General features: G+C 68.5%; 17 protein-coding genes. 5 read left to right on the top strand and 12 right to left on the bottom strand.

Annotated features, from left to right (window positions below; translation table 11 throughout):
* The first annotated feature begins 226 nt into the window (after positions 1–226).
* The 3 genes from ACPXB3_RS02910 (at position 227) to cobJ (ending at position 3,692) form a co-directional block, all read left to right on the top strand.
* On the top strand, positions 227–1,426 hold the full coding sequence (locus ACPXB3_RS02910; RefSeq protein WP_425726288.1) for a precorrin-3B synthase: 1,200 nt from the start codon (positions 227–229) through the stop codon (positions 1,424–1,426).
* A 99-nt stretch (positions 1,427–1,525) separates the two neighbouring features.
* On the top strand, positions 1,526–2,149 hold the full coding sequence (locus ACPXB3_RS02905; RefSeq protein ID WP_425726286.1) for a precorrin-8X methylmutase: 624 nt from the start codon (positions 1,526–1,528) through the stop codon (positions 2,147–2,149).
* 10 nt (positions 2,150–2,159) lie between these two features.
* Positions 2,160–3,692 (top strand): precorrin-3B C(17)-methyltransferase, encoded by a 1,533-nt coding sequence (gene cobJ, locus ACPXB3_RS02900; protein ID WP_425726284.1) that lies wholly within the window; start codon positions 2,160–2,162, stop codon positions 3,690–3,692.
* Between the two features lie 22 nt (positions 3,693–3,714).
* On the opposite strand, the gene ACPXB3_RS02895 is transcribed toward cobJ, so the two are convergent.
* The 4 genes from ACPXB3_RS02895 to ACPXB3_RS02880 are packed head-to-tail and all read right to left on the bottom strand — an operon-like array spanning position 3,715 to position 7,341.
* Positions 3,715–4,479: a cobalt-precorrin-6A reductase gene (locus ACPXB3_RS02895; protein ID WP_425702664.1), complete on the bottom strand. Its 765-nt coding sequence runs from the start codon at positions 4,477–4,479 to the stop codon at positions 3,715–3,717.
* Positions 4,476–5,288 carry a cobalt-precorrin-4/precorrin-4 C(11)-methyltransferase gene (locus ACPXB3_RS02890; RefSeq protein ID WP_425726282.1) on the bottom strand — a complete coding sequence of 271 codons (813 nt, stop codon included), beginning with the start codon at positions 5,286–5,288 and terminating at the stop codon, positions 4,476–4,478. Before ACPXB3_RS02890 ends, ACPXB3_RS02895 begins: the two co-directional genes overlap by 4 nt.
* The gene (gene cbiE, locus ACPXB3_RS02885) at positions 5,285–6,556 is read right to left on the bottom strand and encodes a precorrin-6y C5,15-methyltransferase (decarboxylating) subunit CbiE (protein WP_425726280.1); all 1,272 of its coding nucleotides are present in this window, start codon (positions 6,554–6,556) and stop codon (positions 5,285–5,287) included. The genes ACPXB3_RS02890 and cbiE overlap by 4 nt, the downstream gene beginning before the upstream one ends.
* Positions 6,553–7,341, bottom strand: coding sequence for an SDR family NAD(P)-dependent oxidoreductase (locus tag ACPXB3_RS02880; RefSeq protein WP_425702931.1), 789 nt, complete (start codon positions 7,339–7,341; stop codon positions 6,553–6,555). Before ACPXB3_RS02880 ends, cbiE begins: the two co-directional genes overlap by 4 nt.
* Positions 7,342–7,443: 102 nt before the next feature.
* Here ACPXB3_RS02880 and ACPXB3_RS02875 point away from each other — a divergent pair, with 102 nt between their 5' ends.
* A complete protein-coding gene (locus ACPXB3_RS02875) occupies positions 7,444–7,845 on the top strand; it encodes a PPOX class F420-dependent oxidoreductase (RefSeq protein ID WP_425702667.1) in 402 nt (133 codons plus the stop codon).
* Between the two features lie 21 nt (positions 7,846–7,866).
* Here ACPXB3_RS02875 and ACPXB3_RS02870 read toward each other — a convergent pair whose 3' ends face one another.
* Positions 7,867–8,985 (bottom strand): M24 family metallopeptidase, encoded by a 1,119-nt coding sequence (locus ACPXB3_RS02870; RefSeq protein WP_425726278.1) that lies wholly within the window; start codon positions 8,983–8,985, stop codon positions 7,867–7,869.
* A gap of 158 nt (positions 8,986–9,143) precedes the next feature.
* Between ACPXB3_RS02870 and ACPXB3_RS02865 the strand changes: the two genes are divergently transcribed.
* Positions 9,144–10,109, top strand: coding sequence for a 5'-3' exonuclease (locus tag ACPXB3_RS02865; RefSeq protein ID WP_425702932.1), 966 nt, complete (start codon positions 9,144–9,146; stop codon positions 10,107–10,109).
* A gap of 3 nt (positions 10,110–10,112) precedes the next feature.
* Here ACPXB3_RS02865 and ACPXB3_RS02860 read toward each other — a convergent pair whose 3' ends face one another.
* The 7 genes from ACPXB3_RS02860 to pafA form a co-directional block, all read right to left on the bottom strand.
* A complete protein-coding gene (locus ACPXB3_RS02860) occupies positions 10,113–11,360 on the bottom strand; it encodes a DUF4333 domain-containing protein (RefSeq protein WP_425726276.1) in 1,248 nt (415 codons plus the stop codon).
* Between the two features lie 249 nt (positions 11,361–11,609).
* Positions 11,610–14,492 carry a DEAD/DEAH box helicase gene (locus tag ACPXB3_RS02855; RefSeq protein WP_425726274.1) on the bottom strand — a complete coding sequence of 961 codons (2,883 nt, stop codon included), beginning with the start codon at positions 14,490–14,492 and terminating at the stop codon, positions 11,610–11,612.
* A 69-nt stretch (positions 14,493–14,561) separates the two neighbouring features.
* Positions 14,562–15,548, bottom strand: coding sequence for a twin-arginine translocase subunit TatC (tatC, locus tag ACPXB3_RS02850; protein ID WP_425702674.1), 987 nt, complete (start codon positions 15,546–15,548; stop codon positions 14,562–14,564).
* Positions 15,549–15,559: 11 nt separating this feature from the next.
* The gene (tatA, locus tag ACPXB3_RS02845; RefSeq protein WP_425702675.1) at positions 15,560–15,820 is read right to left on the bottom strand and encodes a Sec-independent protein translocase subunit TatA; all 261 of its coding nucleotides are present in this window, start codon (positions 15,818–15,820) and stop codon (positions 15,560–15,562) included.
* 20 nt (positions 15,821–15,840) lie between these two features.
* On the bottom strand, positions 15,841–16,845 hold the full coding sequence (locus ACPXB3_RS02840; protein WP_425702677.1) for a helix-turn-helix transcriptional regulator: 1,005 nt from the start codon (positions 16,843–16,845) through the stop codon (positions 15,841–15,843).
* Positions 16,845–17,876 carry a helix-turn-helix transcriptional regulator gene (locus ACPXB3_RS02835; protein WP_425726272.1) on the bottom strand — a complete coding sequence of 344 codons (1,032 nt, stop codon included), beginning with the start codon at positions 17,874–17,876 and terminating at the stop codon, positions 16,845–16,847. The genes ACPXB3_RS02840 and ACPXB3_RS02835 overlap by 1 nt, the downstream gene beginning before the upstream one ends.
* A 16-nt stretch (positions 17,877–17,892) precedes the next feature.
* Positions 17,893–19,251: a Pup--protein ligase gene (gene pafA, locus ACPXB3_RS02830; RefSeq protein ID WP_425702681.1), complete on the bottom strand. Its 1,359-nt coding sequence runs from the start codon at positions 19,249–19,251 to the stop codon at positions 17,893–17,895.
* Between the last annotated feature and the right edge of the window lie 3 nt (positions 19,252–19,254).

The following is a 19,254-nucleotide window of genomic DNA, read 5'->3' as shown; positions in this document are numbered from 1 at the left end:
ACCGGGGTGACGCGCCCGGTCGTGGTGGTCGGGTACCCGGTGGCAGGTCTGGCTCCGGGACGCCGCCGCGGGGCGCTGTCCCATACAGTGGCGCGACCGCGCCGGATTCGCACCGGCTTCTGCGCAGTGGGGTGTGTGTGGAGCCTAGTTGTCACCGCCGGTGCAGCAGATTCCGGGGCCGACCCGAGCCGCGAGCCCGCCCCGCCTGCGCGGCTACGCTGGAGCCGTGAACGAGCCGGTGCAGCGACCAACACGGGACCGGTGTCCCGGTGTCGTCGACCCGCATCCGGCCGCCGACGGCGCACTGGCCCGGATCCGGTTGCTCGGGGGTGCGCTCACCCCGACGCAGATGCAGACGTTGGCGCAGGTGAGCGCCGAGTTCGGAGACGGATTCCTGGAACTGACCGCGCGCGCCAACATTCAGGTCCGCGGTATCGCCGACGTCGACGCGGTGGCCGAGCGCCTCACCGCAGCCGGACTCCTGCCCGGTGGCGACCGCGAGAAGATCCGCAACATCGACGTGAGTTCGCTGACCGGCCGCATCAGCGGTCACATCGACGTCCGCGACCTCGCCGAGGCGCTGGACGCGGCGCTGCGCACCGACCACGGCCTTACCGGTTTGTCGGGCCGATTCCTGTTCGGGGTGGACGACGGACGCGGCGACGTGGTGGCCCGGCGGCCCGACGTGTGCGCCGTCGTGCGTCCGGGCGCACACCTCGGCACGCTGTCGCCGGCCGACATCCTGATCGACGGCACTCCGGCCGGATCGGTGGCCGATCGGTCCGACGCGCCGTCGGCGATGATCGACGTGGCGCGCGACATGGTGCGCATCGCTGCCGCCGCCGAATCCGGTTCGCGACGCCCGTGGCGGGTCCGCGATCTCGATGCCGGCGGGCGCAACGATCTGATCGGCTCGGCGCGCGCCCGGCTGGCGACATCTGCCGCGGCTCCCGATGCCGCCGAGACGGTTCGGGCGCCGAGTGCGCCCGTTGTCGGATGGTTCGAGCAGGACGACGGCCTCGTACTGCTGGGCGCCGTCGTCGAACTGGGTCGGCTGCCTGCGCGGCCGGCCGAGTTCCTCGCCGCGATCGGCGCACCCATCATCGTCACCCCGGACCGGGAGATCCTGATCTGCGACCTCACCGAGGGCGCCGCCGAAACGGTGGTCCGGGTGCTCGCCCCGATGGGAGTGATCTTCGATGCCGACTCGCCCTGGGTGAAGGTCAGCAGCTGTGCGGGTGCGCCCGGGTGCGGGAAGTCCCATGCCCCGGTACGGGCCGATGTGGCGCAGCGCATCGACTCCGATGTGGCGGTCACCGAACGCGAGCACTGGGTGGGGTGTGCGCGCGGCTGCGGCTCCCCTGCGCAGAGCCATATGCGTGTCGAGGCCGGACCCGGCGGTTACCGCCGTCAGCGCATCGGCTGAGAAGCGAAGAGTCACGCGCCCACCACCGCCCGGCATCACCGACCGCGGCGCCGGGAGTGCTCACCGATAGTCTTGTCGCACCATGACGGAGTACGCACCATGACCGAATACCTGCGCGATGGCGCCGCGATCTACCGCCGGTCGTTCGCGATGATCCGCGACGAGGCCGACCTGTCGGCGTTCGCACCCGATGTTGCCGGCGTGGTCGTACGCATGATCCACGCATGCGGGCAGACCGACCTGACGACCGATGTTGTCGCCACCGCAGGCGTGGTGCGCGCGGCGCGCGGCGCGCTCGAGAGCGGCGCACCCATCCTCTGCGATGCCACCATGGTCGCCAGTGGCATCACCCGCCGGCGGCTGCCTGCCGACAACCAGGTCATCTGCCGGCTCGCCGACCTGCGCGTGACCGATCTGGCCAAGCGAATGAACACCACCAGAACCGCTGCGGCGCTTGAACTCTGGCGGCCCATGCTCGAGGGCGCGGTGGTCGCGATCGGCAATGCGCCGACCGCGCTGTTCGCCTTGTTGGAGATGATCGACGCCGGCGCACCACGGCCGGCGGCGGTCGTCGGCGCACCCGTGGGTTTCGTCGGTGCCGCCGAATCCTGTGCAGAACTCGCCGCCCGCGCCGACCTCGAATTCGTGACGGTGACCGGGCGCCGTGGTGGATCGGCCATCACCGCGGCCGCCGTCAACGCCCTGGCCACGCCCGAGGAATGAGGCTGCGCAGATGAGCGGAGAAGACCCGAAGGCGACGGTCACCGAGCACCGGCCGGGCACGTTGTGGGGCGTCGGACTCGGTCCCGGAGACAGCGAACTGGTGACGGTCAAGGCCGCGCGCGTGATCGGCTCGGCCGACGTGATCGCCTATCACTGTGCGCGGCACGGCCGCAGCATCGCGCGGTCGGTGGCGCAGCCGTACCTGCGTGCCGGGCAGGTCGAAGAACAGCTCATGTACCCGGTGACGACCGAGTCCACCGATCACCCGGGCGGATATCGCGGTGCACTCGAGGACTTCTACGCCCGAAGTGCCGAGGTTCTCGCCGGTCATCTTCGCGCCGGCCGCGACGTAGCACTTCTGGCCGAGGGTGATCCGCTGTTCTTCAGCTCCTACATGCACATGCACAAGCGGCTGGCCGACGAGTTCCCCACCGAGATCATCCCCGGCGTGACCTCGGTGAGCGCGGCGTCGTCGGCGATCGAGATCCCCCTGGTCGAGGGCGAAGAAACCCTCACGGTGGTGCCGGGCACCTTGCCCGTTCCCCGGATGCGCGAACTGTTCTCGCACGCCGACGCGGTGGCCGTACTCAAACTCGGCCGCACCTTCTCGCGAGTGCGCGAGGCGCTCGAGCAGGCCGGACGCCTCGAGGAGGCCTGGTACGTCGAACGGGCGTCGACGTCGGTGCAGAAGGTCGCACCGGTCGGCGACGTCGATCCGGCGGAGGTGCCCTACTTCTCGATGATCGTCGTACCCGGGCGCACCAACAATCCCCGCTCGGCACCGGCACCGGCGACCCGCGGCGAGGTGGTCGTCGTCGGGCTCGGTCCGGGCGCCGACGACTGGACGACGCCGCAGGTGAGCCGTGAGCTGGCAGCCGCCACCGATCTCGTCGGGTACAAGACCTATCTGGCCCGGGTCGCCGCACGACCCGGTCAGCGCGTCCATGCCAGTGACAACCGCGTGGAGTCCGTGCGCGCCGAATTCGCTCTCGACCTGGCGGCGCGCGGAGCGCACGTCGCGGTGGTGTCCTCCGGCGATCCCGGCGTCTTCGCGATGGCGTCCGCGGTGGCCGAGGTGGCCGCCGAAGACCGATGGGCCCACGTTCCGGTGCGGGTGGTGCCGGGCATGACGGCGGCGAACGCTGTCGCGGCCGCAGTGGGTGCGCCGCTGGGGCACGACTTCGCGGTGATCTCGCTGTCGGATCGGCTAAAACCGTGGGACGTGATCACCGACCGGATCCGTCGGGCGCTGTCCGCGGACCTGGTGATCGCGGTTTACAACCCCGGCTCGCAAAGTCGCAGTTGGCAGGTCAGTGCCCTCAAAGACATTCTGGCCGAGGCGGTCTCGCCTGACCGGGTCCTGATTCTGGGACGAGATGTCGGTGGGCCCGAGCAATCGCTGACCGTCACCACTGTCGCCGAGTTCGATCCGGCGGTCGTCGACATGCGAACTCTGCTGGTCATCGGGTCGTCGGCCACCCGCGTCGTCACCCGTCCCGGCGGCGACCTGGTCTACACCCCGCGTAGCCACCCCGCCCGCTGAGGCGGGTGCCGACGGCGCGGGGTCAGCGGACCCGCTCACCGACCCACGCGGCGGCGGCACCGACATCGTCTACCGCGATGAGGCCGACCGGTTCGGTCGGCCGCTCGACGATGATCACCCGGATTCCCAGTTCGCGGGCCGCGTCGAGCTTGGGCCGGGTCAGCACTCCCCCGCTATTTTTGGTGACGAGTGTATCGATCCGATTGGCCTGCAGCAGTCGGTGTTCGGCCACGAGATCATAAGGCCCGCGGGATCGCAGGATCTCGTGACGCGCAGGCAGGTCCCCGGTCGGTGGGTCGACGACGCGGATCAGGAACCAGGCCGAGGAGTTGCCGACGAACGCGTCCACGTCCTGGCGGCCGGTGGTGAGCAGGACGCGTCCACGGTGCCCGGCGACCGCGGTGGCCGCGCCTGCGATGTCGCGCACGGGGAGCCAGTCGTCGTCCGGGCGCGGGCTCCATGCCGGGCGACGCAGCCGCACCAAGGGCACCCCGGTGGCCGCGCACGCCGCGACCGCGTGCGCGGTGATGGTGGCCGCGAACGGGTGGGTGGCGTCGACGACGGCGCGGATCGTGTTGTCCGCCAACCACGAGGCGAGTCCGGCGACCCCGCCGAAACCCCCGATGCGTACCGGCCCCTCCGGCAACCGGGGGCGCGCGACGCGCCCGGCGAGCGAACTGATGACCGGCACGTCGGCGGTCCGTAGCGCCGACGCGAGGTCGCGGGCCTCGCCGGTACCACCGAGGATCAACACGGATCCGTCGACCGGCGGCGGTGGAGCGTTCACCGGGACCGGGACCCGTCTCCCGGACCGTCTGTGTGGGCGTGCCGGGAATCGGTGCGCAACTTGGTCATCCGGGCCTGCGAGTACAGGTAGCTGTCGAGGCGGGCGGGATGGTCGGCGGCGGCGAGAACACGGCCCACGAAGATCACCGCGGTGCGCCGGATCCCGGCGTCGGTGAGTGCCGTCGGCAGGTCGGCCAGGCGGCAACGAACGATCTGCTGATCGGAGCGCGAGGCGAAAGCTACTGTGGCGGTCGGGCAGTCGGCTCCGTAGTGCGGGACAAGAGTCGCGGCGATCTGCTCGGTCCGATGCGCGGCAAGATGCAGGGCCAGGGTCACGCCGGTGGCGGCCAGGGCGTCGAGCTCCTCCCCCGCCGGCATATCCGTCGACAGCGTCGACACCCGGGTGACGAGCAGGCTCTGACCGATTCCGGGCACGGTCAATTCGTTTTCCAACGCCGAGGCGGCGGCGGCGAACGCCGGGACCCCCGGTACCCACTGCACGTCGATCCCGGCTGCACGCACCGCAGTGACCTGCTCGGTGACCGCCGAATACAACGACAGATCGCCCGAGTGCAGACGCGCCACATCGTGACCGGCCCGGTCGGCGTCGACGATGTGGGAGATGATCTGCCCCAACGGCATCCGTGCCGTGTCGATGATCTCGGTGTCGGCCGGGCACAATTCCAGGATCTCGTCGGGCACCAGCGAACCGGCCACCAGACACGTCTGGCACCGGCCCAGGATTCGCGCACCGCGCACGGTGATGAGGTCAGCGGCGCCGGGACCGGCACCGATCAGGTACAGCGTCATGATGCCCCCGATGGGATGGACCCCGATTCGGTGTCCGATGGTTTGGTGCCCGCCCACGTCACGATCGGCAGGGCCGGCCGCCAGGCCAGGTAACGGCCAAGGGGGGCGGCGGTGTCAACGGCCACCCGACGCAAGGTTCCGGCATGAGTGCGGTGCCAGTCGGCGAGCAGGCTCTGGCTCTCGATGGTGACGGCGTTGGCGACGAGACGCCCACCGGGACGCAGTGCCGCCCACGCGGCAGCCAACAGCGCCGCGTCGAGTCCGCCGCCGACGAACACTGCATCCGGAGTATCGGTCTCGGTGGCGGAATCGGAAAACGCGGCGGGTGCGGCGCCGCGGAGGCCGATCCGGCTCGACACGCCATGGCGCCGGGCGTTGGCGACGATCCGTGCGGACCGGGTCTGGTCCTGCTCGAAGGCGACCGCCCGGCCGCCGGGATCGGCGCGCAACCACTCGATCGCGACAGCGCCGGATCCGGATCCGATGTCCCACAGGGTCTGTCGGCCCGCCGGGGCCAACGCACACACGGTCAGCGCGCGGATCGTCGATTTGGTGATCTGGCCGTCATGGTCGAATCCGTCCTCGCCGCGACCGGGCAGGGCCGACCGGCGTGGCCCGATACAGTCGACGGCGATCACATTCAGCGGATCGACGCGCGCGCCGGGATCCCAGCTGCCCACGCGGGACGCGGTGACCTGTTGGCGCGGACCACCGAGTTGCGCGAGAACCGTGAACGTCGAATCGCCGAATCCGTGTGCCGCAAGCAGTTCCGCGACGCGAGCCGGTGTCGACGCGTCCCGGCTCAAGACGAGCACGCGGCGGCCGTCGGTGACCTCGGTGAGGATGATCTCGGGATCGGCGGTCACGGCACTGACGACGGCCACCTCGGCGAGATCCCAGCCGAGATGCGCACACGCGAGCGAGGCACTCGAGACCGCGGGGAACACCTCGACTCGCTCGGCTCCGACGGCCCGCACAACCGTGGCACCGAGACCGTGGAACATCGGGTCGCCGCTGGCGAGCAGATGAACCCGCGGGGAGGCCGGCACCGCACCCGGAGCGCCGGTGAGCACTGCGTCGAGATGCGCTGACATCGGTGACCGCCAGGCGATCGTGGTGGCCGGTAGCGCCGGCAGCAGATCCAGTTGCCGCTGCGACCCGAGGATCACTGCCGCCGAGCGCAATTCGGCCCGGACCCGCGGCGACAAACCGTCCCAGCCGTCGGCGCCGATACCGACCACGACGAAGCCTGGTGTTGCGGCACTCATCGTGGCAGCCGTCGCCAGATCGCCCGCGGAATCATCCGCATCCCGACGAACAGCGGACGCAACGCGGCCGGGACCCACACCTCGCCGCGCCCCTTGCGATAGGCCCGGGCGACCGCATCGGCCACCTCGTCGGCGGTCACCGACAACGGTGCCGGTTTGGTGCCCGCGGCCATCAGATCGGCGGTCATATTCCCGACCACAAAGCCCGGTCGGGCCAGCAGAAGCCGAACACCACTGCCGTGCAATGCATCCGCGAGCCCGCCGGCGAATCCGTCGAGACCGGCCTTGGTGGACCCGTACACATAGTTGGCGCGCCGGACGCGGATACCGGCCACCGAGGAGAACACGATGATCGTGCCGCTGCGTTGCTCGCGCAGTGCCGACGCCAGTGGCGTGAGGACGCTGATCTGCGCGAGATAGTCGGTGTGTGCGATCTGCAGGGCATGGCTCACATCGGATTCGGCGCGGACCTGATCGCCGAGAATTCCGAAGGCGACGATCGCTATCCCGACCGGCCCGTGTTCGTCCACGATCTGCTGGATGAGGCCCGGGTGGGAATCGGTGTCGTCGGCGTCGAAGGCCACCGCGGTGACGCTGCTCGCCCCGGCGGCCAGCAACGATTGCCGTTGGGCGTCGAGGTCGTCGGGTCGGCGCGCGGCCAAGACCACGGCACGACCAGTGCAGAGTCTCTCGGCCAGCGCCACCCCGATCTCGCTGCGACCGCCGAAGACGACCACCGACCCGGGATCGGACTGTGCTCGCTGCTGATCTGCCACGTCATGCAGTATTCCACCGGGCGCAGATGCCCCCGGCGGGAGCCTGGTGTCCCGGCGCACGGTGCGGGTGGCCGGATACGGATACGGAAACGGGCTCGCTACCGTGAACCCATGCCACGTACCGCTGTCGACCTGGGCTCCGCTGCCCTGACCTTTCTGGCCGAGCGCCACCTTGCCAGCATCGCCACCCTGCGCGCCGATGGCACCCCCCACGTCGCGGCGGTCGGCTTCACCTACGACCTGGAGAACAGCATCGCGCGGGTGATCACCTCCGACGGCAATCAGAAGGTCCGTAACGTCGAACGTGGTGGCTACGCGTCGCTCACCCATGTCGACGGCCCCCGATGGCTGACCGTGGAAGGCCCGGCGCGGGTGCGCCGGGAACCCGAACGGGTCGCCGACGCGGAAAATCGCTATGCCGCCCGCTACCGCCGACCCAAGCCGAACCCGCGACGCGTGGTGATCGAGGTCGAGGTCAGCCGGGTGATGGGGTCGACCACCCTGCTCGGCTGAACTCTCATCGACGTGTGGCGTCTAGAGCACGACGAGGTCGTGCGGGCGGGAGTTCAGCGGCTCGCACCCGTCGTCGGTGACGAGCACGATGTCCTCGATGCGGGCACCCCATTGACCCGGGAAGTACACACCCGGTTCGATGCTGAAGGCCATCCCCGGTCGCAGGGTGAGGTCGTTGCCGCCGACGATGTAGGGCTCCTCGTGCACCGACAAGCCGATCCCATGGCCGGTGCGGTGGATGAAGTTGTCACCGAATCCCTTGTCGCGCAGGAGGTCCCGGGCTTCTGCATCGATCGACTCGGCCCTCATGCCGGGCCGGACCGCACCCACCGCGCGCGCCTGCGCCTCCTGCAGGGCCGCGTAGGCCCCGGCGATCTCGGGGGGCGGCGGCGCGAAGCAGTAGGTGCGGGTGGAGTCGGAGTTGTATCCCGGCTCCACCGGGCCACCGATGTCGATGACGACGATGTCGCTGGGTGCGACGACCCGGTCGGAGAACTCGTGATGGGGATCGGCCCCGTTCGGACCGGAACCGACGATCACGAACTCCGCACCGGTGTGTCCCTCGGCGACGATCGCGGCGGCGATGTCGGCGGCGATGTCCTTCTCGGTTCGGCCGGGCCGGAGCCACTCGCCCATCCGGGCATGCACCCGGTCGATGGCCGCACCGGCACGACGTAAGGCGTCGATTTCGGCGCCGTCCTTGATCATTCGTAGCTCGCGCAGCACGTCGGTCGCCAACCTCGGAGTGGCGCCGACGCGTTCGGCGATGGGCACCACGTGCAGCGCGGGCATCGCGTCGGAGACCGCGATGTGGGGGTGTGCGGGAAGGCCGGCCAGTGCGAGTGCATGCGCGTCCTGACCGTCGACCCAGTCGGCGACGTCGATGTCGAGGTCCGCAACGGCCGACTCCCGCAACGACGCCGTCTCCAGCCGGGCCACCACCAGCTTCGGTACGCCGGCGGCCGGAATCACCAATGCCGTCAGACGCTCGAAGGTCTCGGCGCGCGAACCGACCAGATAGCGCAGGTCGGGCCCGGGCGAGACGATGAGGGCGTCGAGGCCGGCGGCGCGGGTCAGTTGGGCCGCGCGGGACACTCTCGCGCGGTAGACATCCGAGTCGAATCGCGAAGCGCTGGTCATGCGGGCAGCCTACGCGGAGTCGATGGGCCGGGCGGCGCCGCATTCGTCGGGCGGCGGCCGCCCGGCGCGGCCGGGGTGATGGCATCGAGACCCGCGCAGATGACAGAGTTGAGTCCGTGACCGACATACACGCCGGGGATCGGCCGACCGGATCGCTGATGCTGCTCGACGGCGCGAGCCTCTGGTTCCGCTCGTTCTTCGCCCTTCCGGAGAAGATGACCGCGCCCGACGGACGACCGGTCAACGCCGTTCGCGGATTCCTCGACACCATCGCCAATCTGGTGACGGCGCACCGGCCGACACGCCTGGTCGTGTGTCTGGACCTCGACTGGCGACCGGCCTTCCGTACCGAGCTCATCCCGTCCTACAAGGCGCACCGGGTGGCGCAAACCGCCGATCCGGGCGCAGTGGACGTCGAGGAGGTTCCCGACACGCTGACGCCGCAGGTCGACATGATCCTCGCGGTGCTCGCCGCTGCCGGGCTGGCGACCTCCGGTGCCCCCGGTTGCGAGGCCGACGATGTCATCGGCACTCTTGCCTTCGCCGAGTCCGCCGACGACGTCATCGTGGTCAGCGGGGACCGCGACCTGCTGCAGGTGGTCGCCGATGATCCGGTGCGGGTCCGCGTCCTCTACGTCGGACGGGGTCTGGCGAAAGCCGAGATGATGGGGCCTGCCGAAGTCGCCGCGAAGTACGCGCTACCACCCCAACGGGCCGGCGCCGCCTATGCGGAGATGTCGATCCTGCGCGGCGATCCGTCCGACGGGCTGCCCGGTGTCAGTGGGATCGGCGAGAAGACCGCCGCGAAACTCATGAACGAATACGGTGACCTCGACGGACTCGAGGTGGCGGCCGCCGACGCATCCTCGGCATTGACCAAACGAAATCGCAAGGCGCTCAACGACTCTGTCGATTATCTGCGTGCGGCGCGAACGGTGGTCTTTGTGCGGACCGACGCCGAGACCATCGACAGCTCCGACGATGGCCGCCTACCCGATGCACCCGCTGACCAGGCGCGGTTGGCCGAACTCGTCACCGAACTCGGAATCGGCGCGTCGGTGGGCAGGCTGGCCAAGGCGCTGGGCTGGGACGCCATGAGCGTCGCGGCAAGCGGACCGAGCTGATGGTCAGCTCGTCGGCCTGGCGACCTGATATTTGCCGTCGTCGTCGAGGAAGGTGACCTTGACCTTCTGTTGCTGCCCGCCGACCGTCGCGGTGCATGTGAAGGAATTGCCCTTCTTCACCTTCTGACCTGAGGGACAGCTCACCTTGGAGACGTCACTGGCCTGGTACTGCTCGGTAAGGACCTGCTTCACGCCGTTCTGGGCGGCGGTCTGATCGAGTTCGTGCGGCCACCACCACAGCCAGCCGGTGACGACGATGACAACCGCAGCGATGATGAGCACGGCTCCGCCGGCGATCAACGCCTTCCACAGTCCCTTTTTCTGGGGTGGCTGTGCCATCCCGGCGAACTGATCCCCCGGTGCACCGTAGGGACCATATGGACCTGACTGGGCCGCCTGCCCGTATTGGCCCGGTTGTTGCCCGTATTGGCCCGGCTGCCCGTATTGGCCTGGTTGCTGACCGTACTGGCCGGGTTGCTGACCGTACTGGCCGGGTTGACCGTACTGGCCACCACCACCAGGCTGGCTCTGGGCGCCCAGGGGTGCCGTCCCCGGCTGGCCGTATGCGCCAGGAGGCTGCTGACCGTATGCTCCGGCCGATGGTTGCTGACCGTAGGGAGCGCCCGGCTGCGCACTCGGCTGACCGTAGGGACTGCTGCCCTGCCCGGGCTGGCCGTACTGACCTGGTTGCGCGGGCGAACCCGCATACGGTGTGCCCGCCGGCTGACCATACTGGCCGGCCGACGGATCGGTGCCGTAACCCGGCTGGGGCTGACCGGGCTGGGGCTGACCGGGCTGGGGCTGACCGGGCTGGGGCTGACCGGGCTGGGATTGACCGGGCTGGGATTGACCGGGCTGGGATTGACCGGGCTGGGATTGACCGGGCTGGGATTGACCGGGCTGGGGCTGACTCGTCTGGGCCATCTGGGTGGGGTTGTACTGCGGATTCGAACCGGCGCCGGGCGGCGTGGCCGGAGTCCCGTACGACGGCGCCGGGGTCTGACCCGGAGATGGGGTTTGACCCGGGGCAGGCGGATAACCGAATCCGGGCGTCGGCGCCGCGGTCGTCGGCGGCGCCTGCGGCGGCTGGGGACCTTGTCCCGGGATTCCCACAACCTCGGTCTTTCCGTCAGTGCCCGCATCGCCCGGATTTGAGTTGTTCGGGTCCGGGTTGGTCGGCTCTGGGGTGTTCGGGGCGGGATTGCCCGGATACGGAGACGCGGGATTGTTGGGATCGTAGGGGTTGCTCATGTGTGGTCTCCCGCCTTCGCTGTGCCGCCCGGCCAACCGTATCTGGCCTGCGCGCACCCGATCGCTGAACGTCTGATCTCAAGGCCGGTGAGTCCCCCCGCCGAGTGCACGGCCTCCGCGCTGAGGTCAGCGAGAAAGGTCGGGCACCGGCCCCGATGCGCAACGAACATTACCCCAGCCACGTCCCACAATCACTCACCGAAACCCTGGCCCGGCCTCCGCGTCGGTCGGATGGCCGATGGGCGTCTATCACCCGAGCTCGGCGGCGACGACGCCCCGCCGGATCGCATCGACTGCCGACCGCGCCGGCCGTGCCAGCGGTGAGTCCGGACCGACACACAGGCGGATCTGTTCCAGCAGATCGACGACCTGACGATTCCATCGCACGAAATCGCCCGGGGAGAGCAGATGACCACGTTCTCCGGCGGCGGCGAGCGACTCGGTGAGCGACCGGCCCGCCACCCACAACGAGATGGCCACCGAGAAGCCCGTGTCGGGTTCCCGGGTCGGCGGCACATGATGACGCGACTCCACTTCGGTCACCGTCCGCCAGATGCCGATCGTCTCGGCCATGGCGGTCCGCAGCGCGGTGTTTCCCGGCAATGCGTCGGCCCCGGCATAGCTCTCCCGGCGTGATTCGAACACCAACGACGCGACCATCGCGGCGAGATCCGACGGCGACAACCGATCCCAGATACCTGCCCGAATGCATTCGGTGACCAGCAGATCACTCTCGCTGTAGATCCGACCGAGTACTTCCCCGGTCGGGGTGACCCGGACGGTGTCGCCGGTGTACTCGAGATAGTTCAGTTCACCCAGCACCCCGACGATGTGATCGAAGGTGACGCCGAGCGTCGAGGTACGCGCCCCGATGCGTTGCTCGGCGTCGACGATGTCGCGCAATAGCCGGTTTCGGCGTTCGGCCAGGCGGAAGAGCTCGTCCGAGGCCTCGACGTGGTGGGCCGGATGCGCCTTCAGCCGTTGCCGGAGACGCCGTAGCTCGGCATCGTCGGCGGCATCGGCACGCTTCTTGTTCCCCCGGCCACGCGGCATGTCGATGCCCGTCGAGCGCAGGGCCGATGCCAGGTCGCGGCGTCCCCGCCCGGTACGCCGATCGGGGTTACGTGGCAACCGCATCCCCCCGAGCACCTCGGGCGGGTTGATGAAGTCGCCGACCCCGATCCGGCCGCACCAGGCGTCCTCGGTCAATACGAGCGGCTTGGGGTCGACGGGTTGCCCGGCGGTCTCCAGGACAACCGCCAGACCCCGATGGCGTCCGGTGGGCACGCCGATCACCGCACCCCGTTTGAGTGCGGTGAGTTCGTCGGCGATGCCGTCGCGCGTGTCGATGCGGCGCCGGAACCTGAGCTCGCGTTCGCGGTGGCGGATGTCCTCGCGCAACGTGATGTAGCCGAGGAACCCGGCGTAGAGGTCATCAGGGGCCGACCCGGACACCTCGTCGGGTCCCTCCGGTCCGATGGGGCCCGGGTCGATTCCGTGATGCTGCGCGGCGCCGGCCAGTTCGACGTCGAGGCGACGCAGCTGCCGGGTCATCTCATCGACCTTGCGGGCCTGGCCGACCACCGACCGATCGGCCTGGAATTGCGCGAACGACCGGTTCAGGAGGTCGCGCGAGCCCTCGATCCCCAGTCGTCCGATCAAGTTCACGGCCATGTTGTATTCGGGGGCAAAGGAACTACGCAGCGGAAAAGTCCGGGCGCCGGCGAGCCCGGCGACCTGTTCGGGCACCAACTCGGGCGACCACACGATGATCGCGTGTCCCTCGACGTCGATACCGCGGCGTCCGGCCCGCCCGGTGAGCTGCGTGAACTCGCCGGGACTGAGATCGACATGCGCCTCGCCGTTGAACTTCACCAGTCGCTCGAGCACCACCGACCGTGCGGGCATGTTGATGCCCAGCGCGAGCGTCTCGGTGGCGAAGACCATACGCACCAGACCACGGACGAACAGTTCTTCGACGGTATGGCGGAAGGTCGGCAGGAGACCCGCGTGATGCGCGGCGAAACCGCGACGCAATCCCGCACGCCATTCGGCGACCCCGAGAACCTCGGCGTCGGCCGGTGACAACTCCGTCAGGTGCCGATCCACCACTTCGTCGACCGCGGCGGCCTGGTCGGGCGCAAGCAGGTTCAGGCCTGACCGCAGACACTGCGCCAACGCGCCGTCACACCCCGCCCGCGAGAAGATGAATCCGATCGCCGGCAGCAGGCCCTCGCGTTCGAGACGGGAAACCACCTGCGGTCGCGGCGGGCCGGCGTTACGACGCGGGCGCGACCGAGGGCCCCGATCTCCCCGGCCGCCTCGATCGTCGTCATCGGCCATTAGCACGCGGTTACGGATGAAACGCTTGAGTTCGGGATTGACCTTGGGCCGGCCCGGGCCCGAGGCGGTGCGCGTGTCAAATAGGTCGAACAGCCGGCTGCCGACCAGCATGTGCTGTGTCAGTGGCACGGGGCGATGGTCGTCGACGATCACCGTGGTGTCGCCGCGCACAGTCTGGATCCATTCGCCGAATTCTTCGGCGTTGCTGACCGTGGCCGACAGGCTGACGACCCGCACCGATGATTCCAGATGCAGGATGACCTCTTCCCAGACCGCACCGCGGAATCGGTCGGCGAGGAAATGCACCTCGTCCATCACCACATGTGACAGCCCGACCAGCGCCGGGGAGTTCGCGTAGATCATGTTGCGCACGACCTCGGTGGTCATCACGACGACCGGCGCATCGGAGTTGATCGACGTGTCGCCGGTGAGCAGACCCACCGATGCGGCCCCGTACACGGCGACCAGATCGGCATACTTCTGGTTGCTCAACGCCTTGATCGGCGTCGTGTAGAAGCATTTGGTGCCGGCCGCCAGCGCCAAGTGCACCGCGAACTCGCCGACGATCGTCTTACCGGCGCCGGTCGGGGCACAAACGAGGACGCCGTGTCCGCCCTCGAGAGCGTGACACGCGCGGACCTGGAAGTCGTCGAGACCGAAGTCGAGGCGGGCGGAAAAGGCATCGAAGGCCGAACCGGCGGACCGGTTCTGCGGTCGGCCGGCGGTGACCGGATTCGTGACGACGGGACCGGCGGGAGTCGTCGACTCCAGAGGTTCGGAGGGATTCATCGACTCCAGCATGTCACTGTGAGCCGACAGTGGCCCACCACCGCGCCGGTCACCGAACGCTTCGGCAGGTCAGAGAACATCGTCGAAGGACTGCGCGGCATTCGTCCGGGACGACGACGCATAGCCGGTGGTCGGCGTCGTCGTACCGGTGGTGGCGGGCAGCGGTGAGGCCGCCGGCCGCGGTGACGGCGCCGGGATCGAGCTGGCCTCATCGTCCGACAGAGCCTCCCACTCCGCGGCGCGCCGAGCCTTGCGGCGATCGTTGATACGCGCGATCTGGATCGCCAGCTCCAGGAGCACCGTCAACGCGACCGAGAGCGAGAGCATCGTGAACGGGTCCTGGCCGGGTGTGACGACGGCGGCGAAAACGAACATGGTGAAGACCAGTCCGCGGCGCCACGCCTTCAGCTTCTGATAGCTGACGGCGCCGACGAGGTTGAGCGCCACGATCAGCAACGGCAACTCGAAGCTGACGCCGAAGATGATCAACAGGTGGATCATGAACCCGAAGTACTGGTCGCCGGCGAGGGCCGTCACCTGCACATCGTTGCCGACGGTCAGCAGGAAGTGGAACGCCTTGGCGACCACCATGTACGCGAGTACGGCACCGCCGACGAACAGCACCGCTGCCGCCGACACGAACCCCATCGCGTACTTGCGCTCGTTCGCATGCATACCGGGAGTGACGAATTGCCAGATCTGGAACAGCCAGACCGGGCACGCGAGAACGAGACCGGCGGTGAGCCCGACCTTGAGGCGCAACATGAACTGATCAAAGGGTCCGGTCGCCAGCAGCCGGCAGGCGCCGTCGGGTGTGAGCGTCGCGCGCGTCGAGGCAGGCAACGAGCAGTATGGTTCGCGCAGGAGATCGCCCAGCGACGAGATGCCGAGGGCGCCATGTGAGTACCAGATAAAGCCGACAATCGTGGTGATCACGATCGCGCTCAACGCTATGAGCAGCCGGTATCGAAGCTCCTGCAGATGCTCGGTCAACGGCATCGTGCCGTCGGGGTTGAGCTTGCGTTGTCGCTTACGCGGGTCGAGAGGGATCCGCACTCCGTACGCGCCTAAGCAGACTTCTTCGTGTTGTCGGCCGCGGCATCGTGCGTTGGCCGCTCCGCCGACGCCGACAATTCGCGTGGCGGCTCCGGCTCGGCGGTCTTCGTCGGCTCGGGCTCACCATCCTTCTGCATCTCCTGGACCTCACTCTTGAAGATCCGCAGCGACTGGCCGAGGCCACGCGCCGCATCGGGAAGCTTCTTCGATCCGAACAGCAGAACCAGAACCACCAGCACGATGACCCAGTGCCACCATGACATTGCACCCATTGGAAAACCTTTCCCCGTCTTCAGTCGGCCCGGTGGTCATCGTACCGCGCGAGGGCCCGCGCGGCGTCCTCACCGATTGCGGCCGCAAGGTCGGCGTCGTCGACGACGCGGATCCGACCGCCGAAACCGAGCAGAAAGCGGGTGAGCCAACGCGGCGAACCGTAGACGATGCGGGCCCGCACCGGCAGCGTGGGATCGGGGCGCGACTCGATCGGTTCGAGGGGTTCGACGGTGTAGTAGTCCAGAATCCACAGTTCGGATGGGTCGATGTCGATGAGCGCCGTGGGCAGATCGGGATTTCCGGCGAGTATCGGCGACTGCGGGCTGTGGCGGGCCTGCTCGGGCGGCGCCGCGGGCTCGTCGAGCATCTCGGCGTCGTCGATGCGGTCGAAGCGGAACAGCCGCACACCCTCACTCTCCCGGCACCAGGCCTGCAGGTAGGTGTGGTTGTCGACGGCCTGCAACGAGATCGGGTCGACGATCCGGCGGGTCACGACATCGCGGGTGGCCGAATAGTAGTTCAGCGACAGCGCGCGATCGGCGCGGACGGCCTCGCGGACGGTGCGATAGCGGGGGGACTCGGTCAGTTCGGCGCCGGAGGCCGAGGCGACCGAAGTCCTGCCGTGCCCGCCCTGGGCGTCCGGGGCGGGCGTGCCGACGGCCTGCTCGATCTTCGCGATGGCCCGCCCGGCGGCCTCCCGGTCCACGATGCCCGGGGTGTCGACGAGCGCGCGCAACGCGACCAACATGATGCTGGCCTCGGTCGGGGTCAGCCGCAGCGGGCGATCCATGCCGGCGGCGAAGCCGACGTGGACGTGCCCTTCACTGAACTCGAGCTCGATCAGGTCGTCCGGGTAGTAGCCCGGCAGCCCGCAGACGAACAACTGCTCGAGGTCCTTGGTCAGCTGCCGCACCGTGACACCGAGATCGGCCGCGGCCTGATCGATCGGAATCCCGTCGTGGGCAAGGAAATACGGTACGAGCGCGAGTAGCCGGCTCAGCCGGGATGGCGCAGCGGAGGCCATTACGCACGCACCCGCGCCATCGTGTCGAGCGCGCCGATGACGAGGTCACGTAGCTCCGGCGGTGACAGCACCACCGCGTCGGCCCCGGCGCCGAGAACCATCCGCGCCAGCGTCGTCACCGAACTGATCTCGATGTCGAGGACATCGCCGGACGCGTCGGCGTACTCCATCGGTTCACTGCGCTGCGCCAGACGCCGCAGTCCGGCGGCATGATCTGCGGCCACCCATACGCGTGCGGTGCGACCGTCTGATCCGGCGGCCGAATCGACGGCGGCGGCAACGATCTGCTGCAGATCGGTGTCCGCGGGCACCACCACCGAACCCGGGGCATCGATGGCAACGACCTCGGTGACCCGGCTGAGACGAAAGGTTCGGGTGTCGTCACGACCACGGTCATGGCCCACCACATACCAGCGGCCACGGTGAGTCACCACACCCCACGGTTCGAGGGTGCGGGTCACCCCTGCCGAACCCGAGCCGGCCCGGTAGGTGAAAGTGACCGGACGCTGGGCCTCGATCGCGGTCAGCAGCGCACCCAGCGTCGCCTCACTCCCCATCGAACGGGGCGAATCTCCTGCGGAGACGCCGATCTCGTCATCGGCGCGCACGTCGAACCCGGCGGCACGCAACTTCAGGACGGCGGTCTGGCTGATGGCCGAGATCTCGGGCGTATCCCAAAGGGTTGCGGCCATGGCGATCGCTGCGGCCTCGTCGCGGTCGAAGGAAAGTTCGGGCAATGCATAGCTGTCCCGATTGATGCGGTACCCGTCATGTCCCTGGCCCACCACCGATGGACCGGTGACCAGCGGGATACCGAGTTCGCGCAGCTCGGTCTTGTCGCGCTCGAACATTCGGTTGAACGCCTCGACCGACTGTCCCTCGTCGTTGTATCCGACGACGCTGCGGCGGATGTAGTCCGCGGTCACGAACTGGCGGGTGGCCAGCAGACAGATGACCAGGTTGAGCAGCCGCTCCACTTTCGAGGTCTTGCGTACCGCCGACTCAGAGGACGACGTCTTGGATGGTGCCACCGGTCGAGCCTACGACTCACATGGACGCGATCAGGCGTTCGACGCGCTCGTCGACGGACCGGAACGGGTCTTTGCACAGCACCGTCCGTTGTGCCTGATCGTTCAGCTTGAGGTGGACCCAGTCGACGGTGAAATCGCGGCCGGCCTTCTGGGCGGCCGAGATGAAGTCACCCCGCAACTTGGCCCGGGTGGTCTGCGGTGGCTCGTTGACCGCGGTCTTGATCGCCTCGTCGGTGGTGATCCGCCGGACCAGACCCTTGCGGGCGAGGACGTCGAAGACACCACGGCCACGTTTGATGTCGTGATAGGCGAGGTCGAGCTGAGCGATCTTCGGATCCGACAGATCCATCGAGTATTTATCCTCGTAACGCTGGAAAAGTTTGCGCTTGATCACCCAGTCGATCTCGGTGTCGACCGCGGAGAAGTCGTCGGCTTCCACGGCGTCGAGCATGCGGCCCCACAAATCGACGACCATGTCCATCTCCGGATCCGGCCGGCGATTGACCAGATGCTCGACGGCCCGCGCGTGATACTCGCGCTGGATGTCCAAGGCGGTGGCCTGGCGGCCGCCGGCCAACCGCACCGGCCGGCGCCCGGTCGGGTCGTGGCTCACCTCTCGGATGGCCCGAATCGGGTTGTCCAGCGCGAAATCCCGGAACACCACGCCCGCCTCGATCATCTCCAGCACCAGGGCGGCCGATCCCACCTTCAGCATGGTGGTCATCTCCGCCATGTTGGAGTCACCGACGATGACATGCAGGCGCCGGTACTTCTCGGCATCGGCGTGCGGCTCGTCACGGGTGTTGATGATCGGCCGCGAACGGGTGGTCGCCGACGACACGCCCTCCCAGATGTGTTCGGCACGTTGTGACAGGCAGAAGGTGGCGGCCTTCGGGGTCGCGAGGACCTTACCTGCGCCGCAGATCAGCTGGCGTGTCACCAGGAATGGCAGCAGCACGTCGGAGATGCGGGAGAACTCACCGGCACGCACCACGAGATAGTTCTCGTGGCAACCGTAGGAGTTGCCCGCCGAGTCGGTGTTGTTCTTGAACAGGTAGATGTCACCACCGATGCCCTCGTCGGCGAGTCGCTGTTCGGCATCGATCAGCAGATCCTCGAGGACGAGTTCGCCGGCGCGGTCGTGAGTGATGAGCTGCACCAGCCCGTCACACTCGGCGGTGGCGTACTCGGGATGCGAACCCACGTCGAGGTAGAGACGCGCCCCGTTCTGCAGAAAGACATTCGACGACCGGCCCCACGAGACCACCCGCCGGAAGAGGTACCGGGCCACCTCGTCCGGACTGAGTCGACGATGACCGTGAAAGGTGCATGTGACACCGAATTCCGTCTCGATGCCCATGATTCGACGCTGCACGTC

The sequence above is a fragment of the Gordonia sp. DT219 genome (genome assembly GCF_049847065.1).
Classification (GTDB): Bacteria; Actinomycetota; Actinomycetes; order Mycobacteriales; family Mycobacteriaceae; genus Gordonia.
This window is presented reverse-complemented; position numbering and strand designations above follow the sequence as displayed.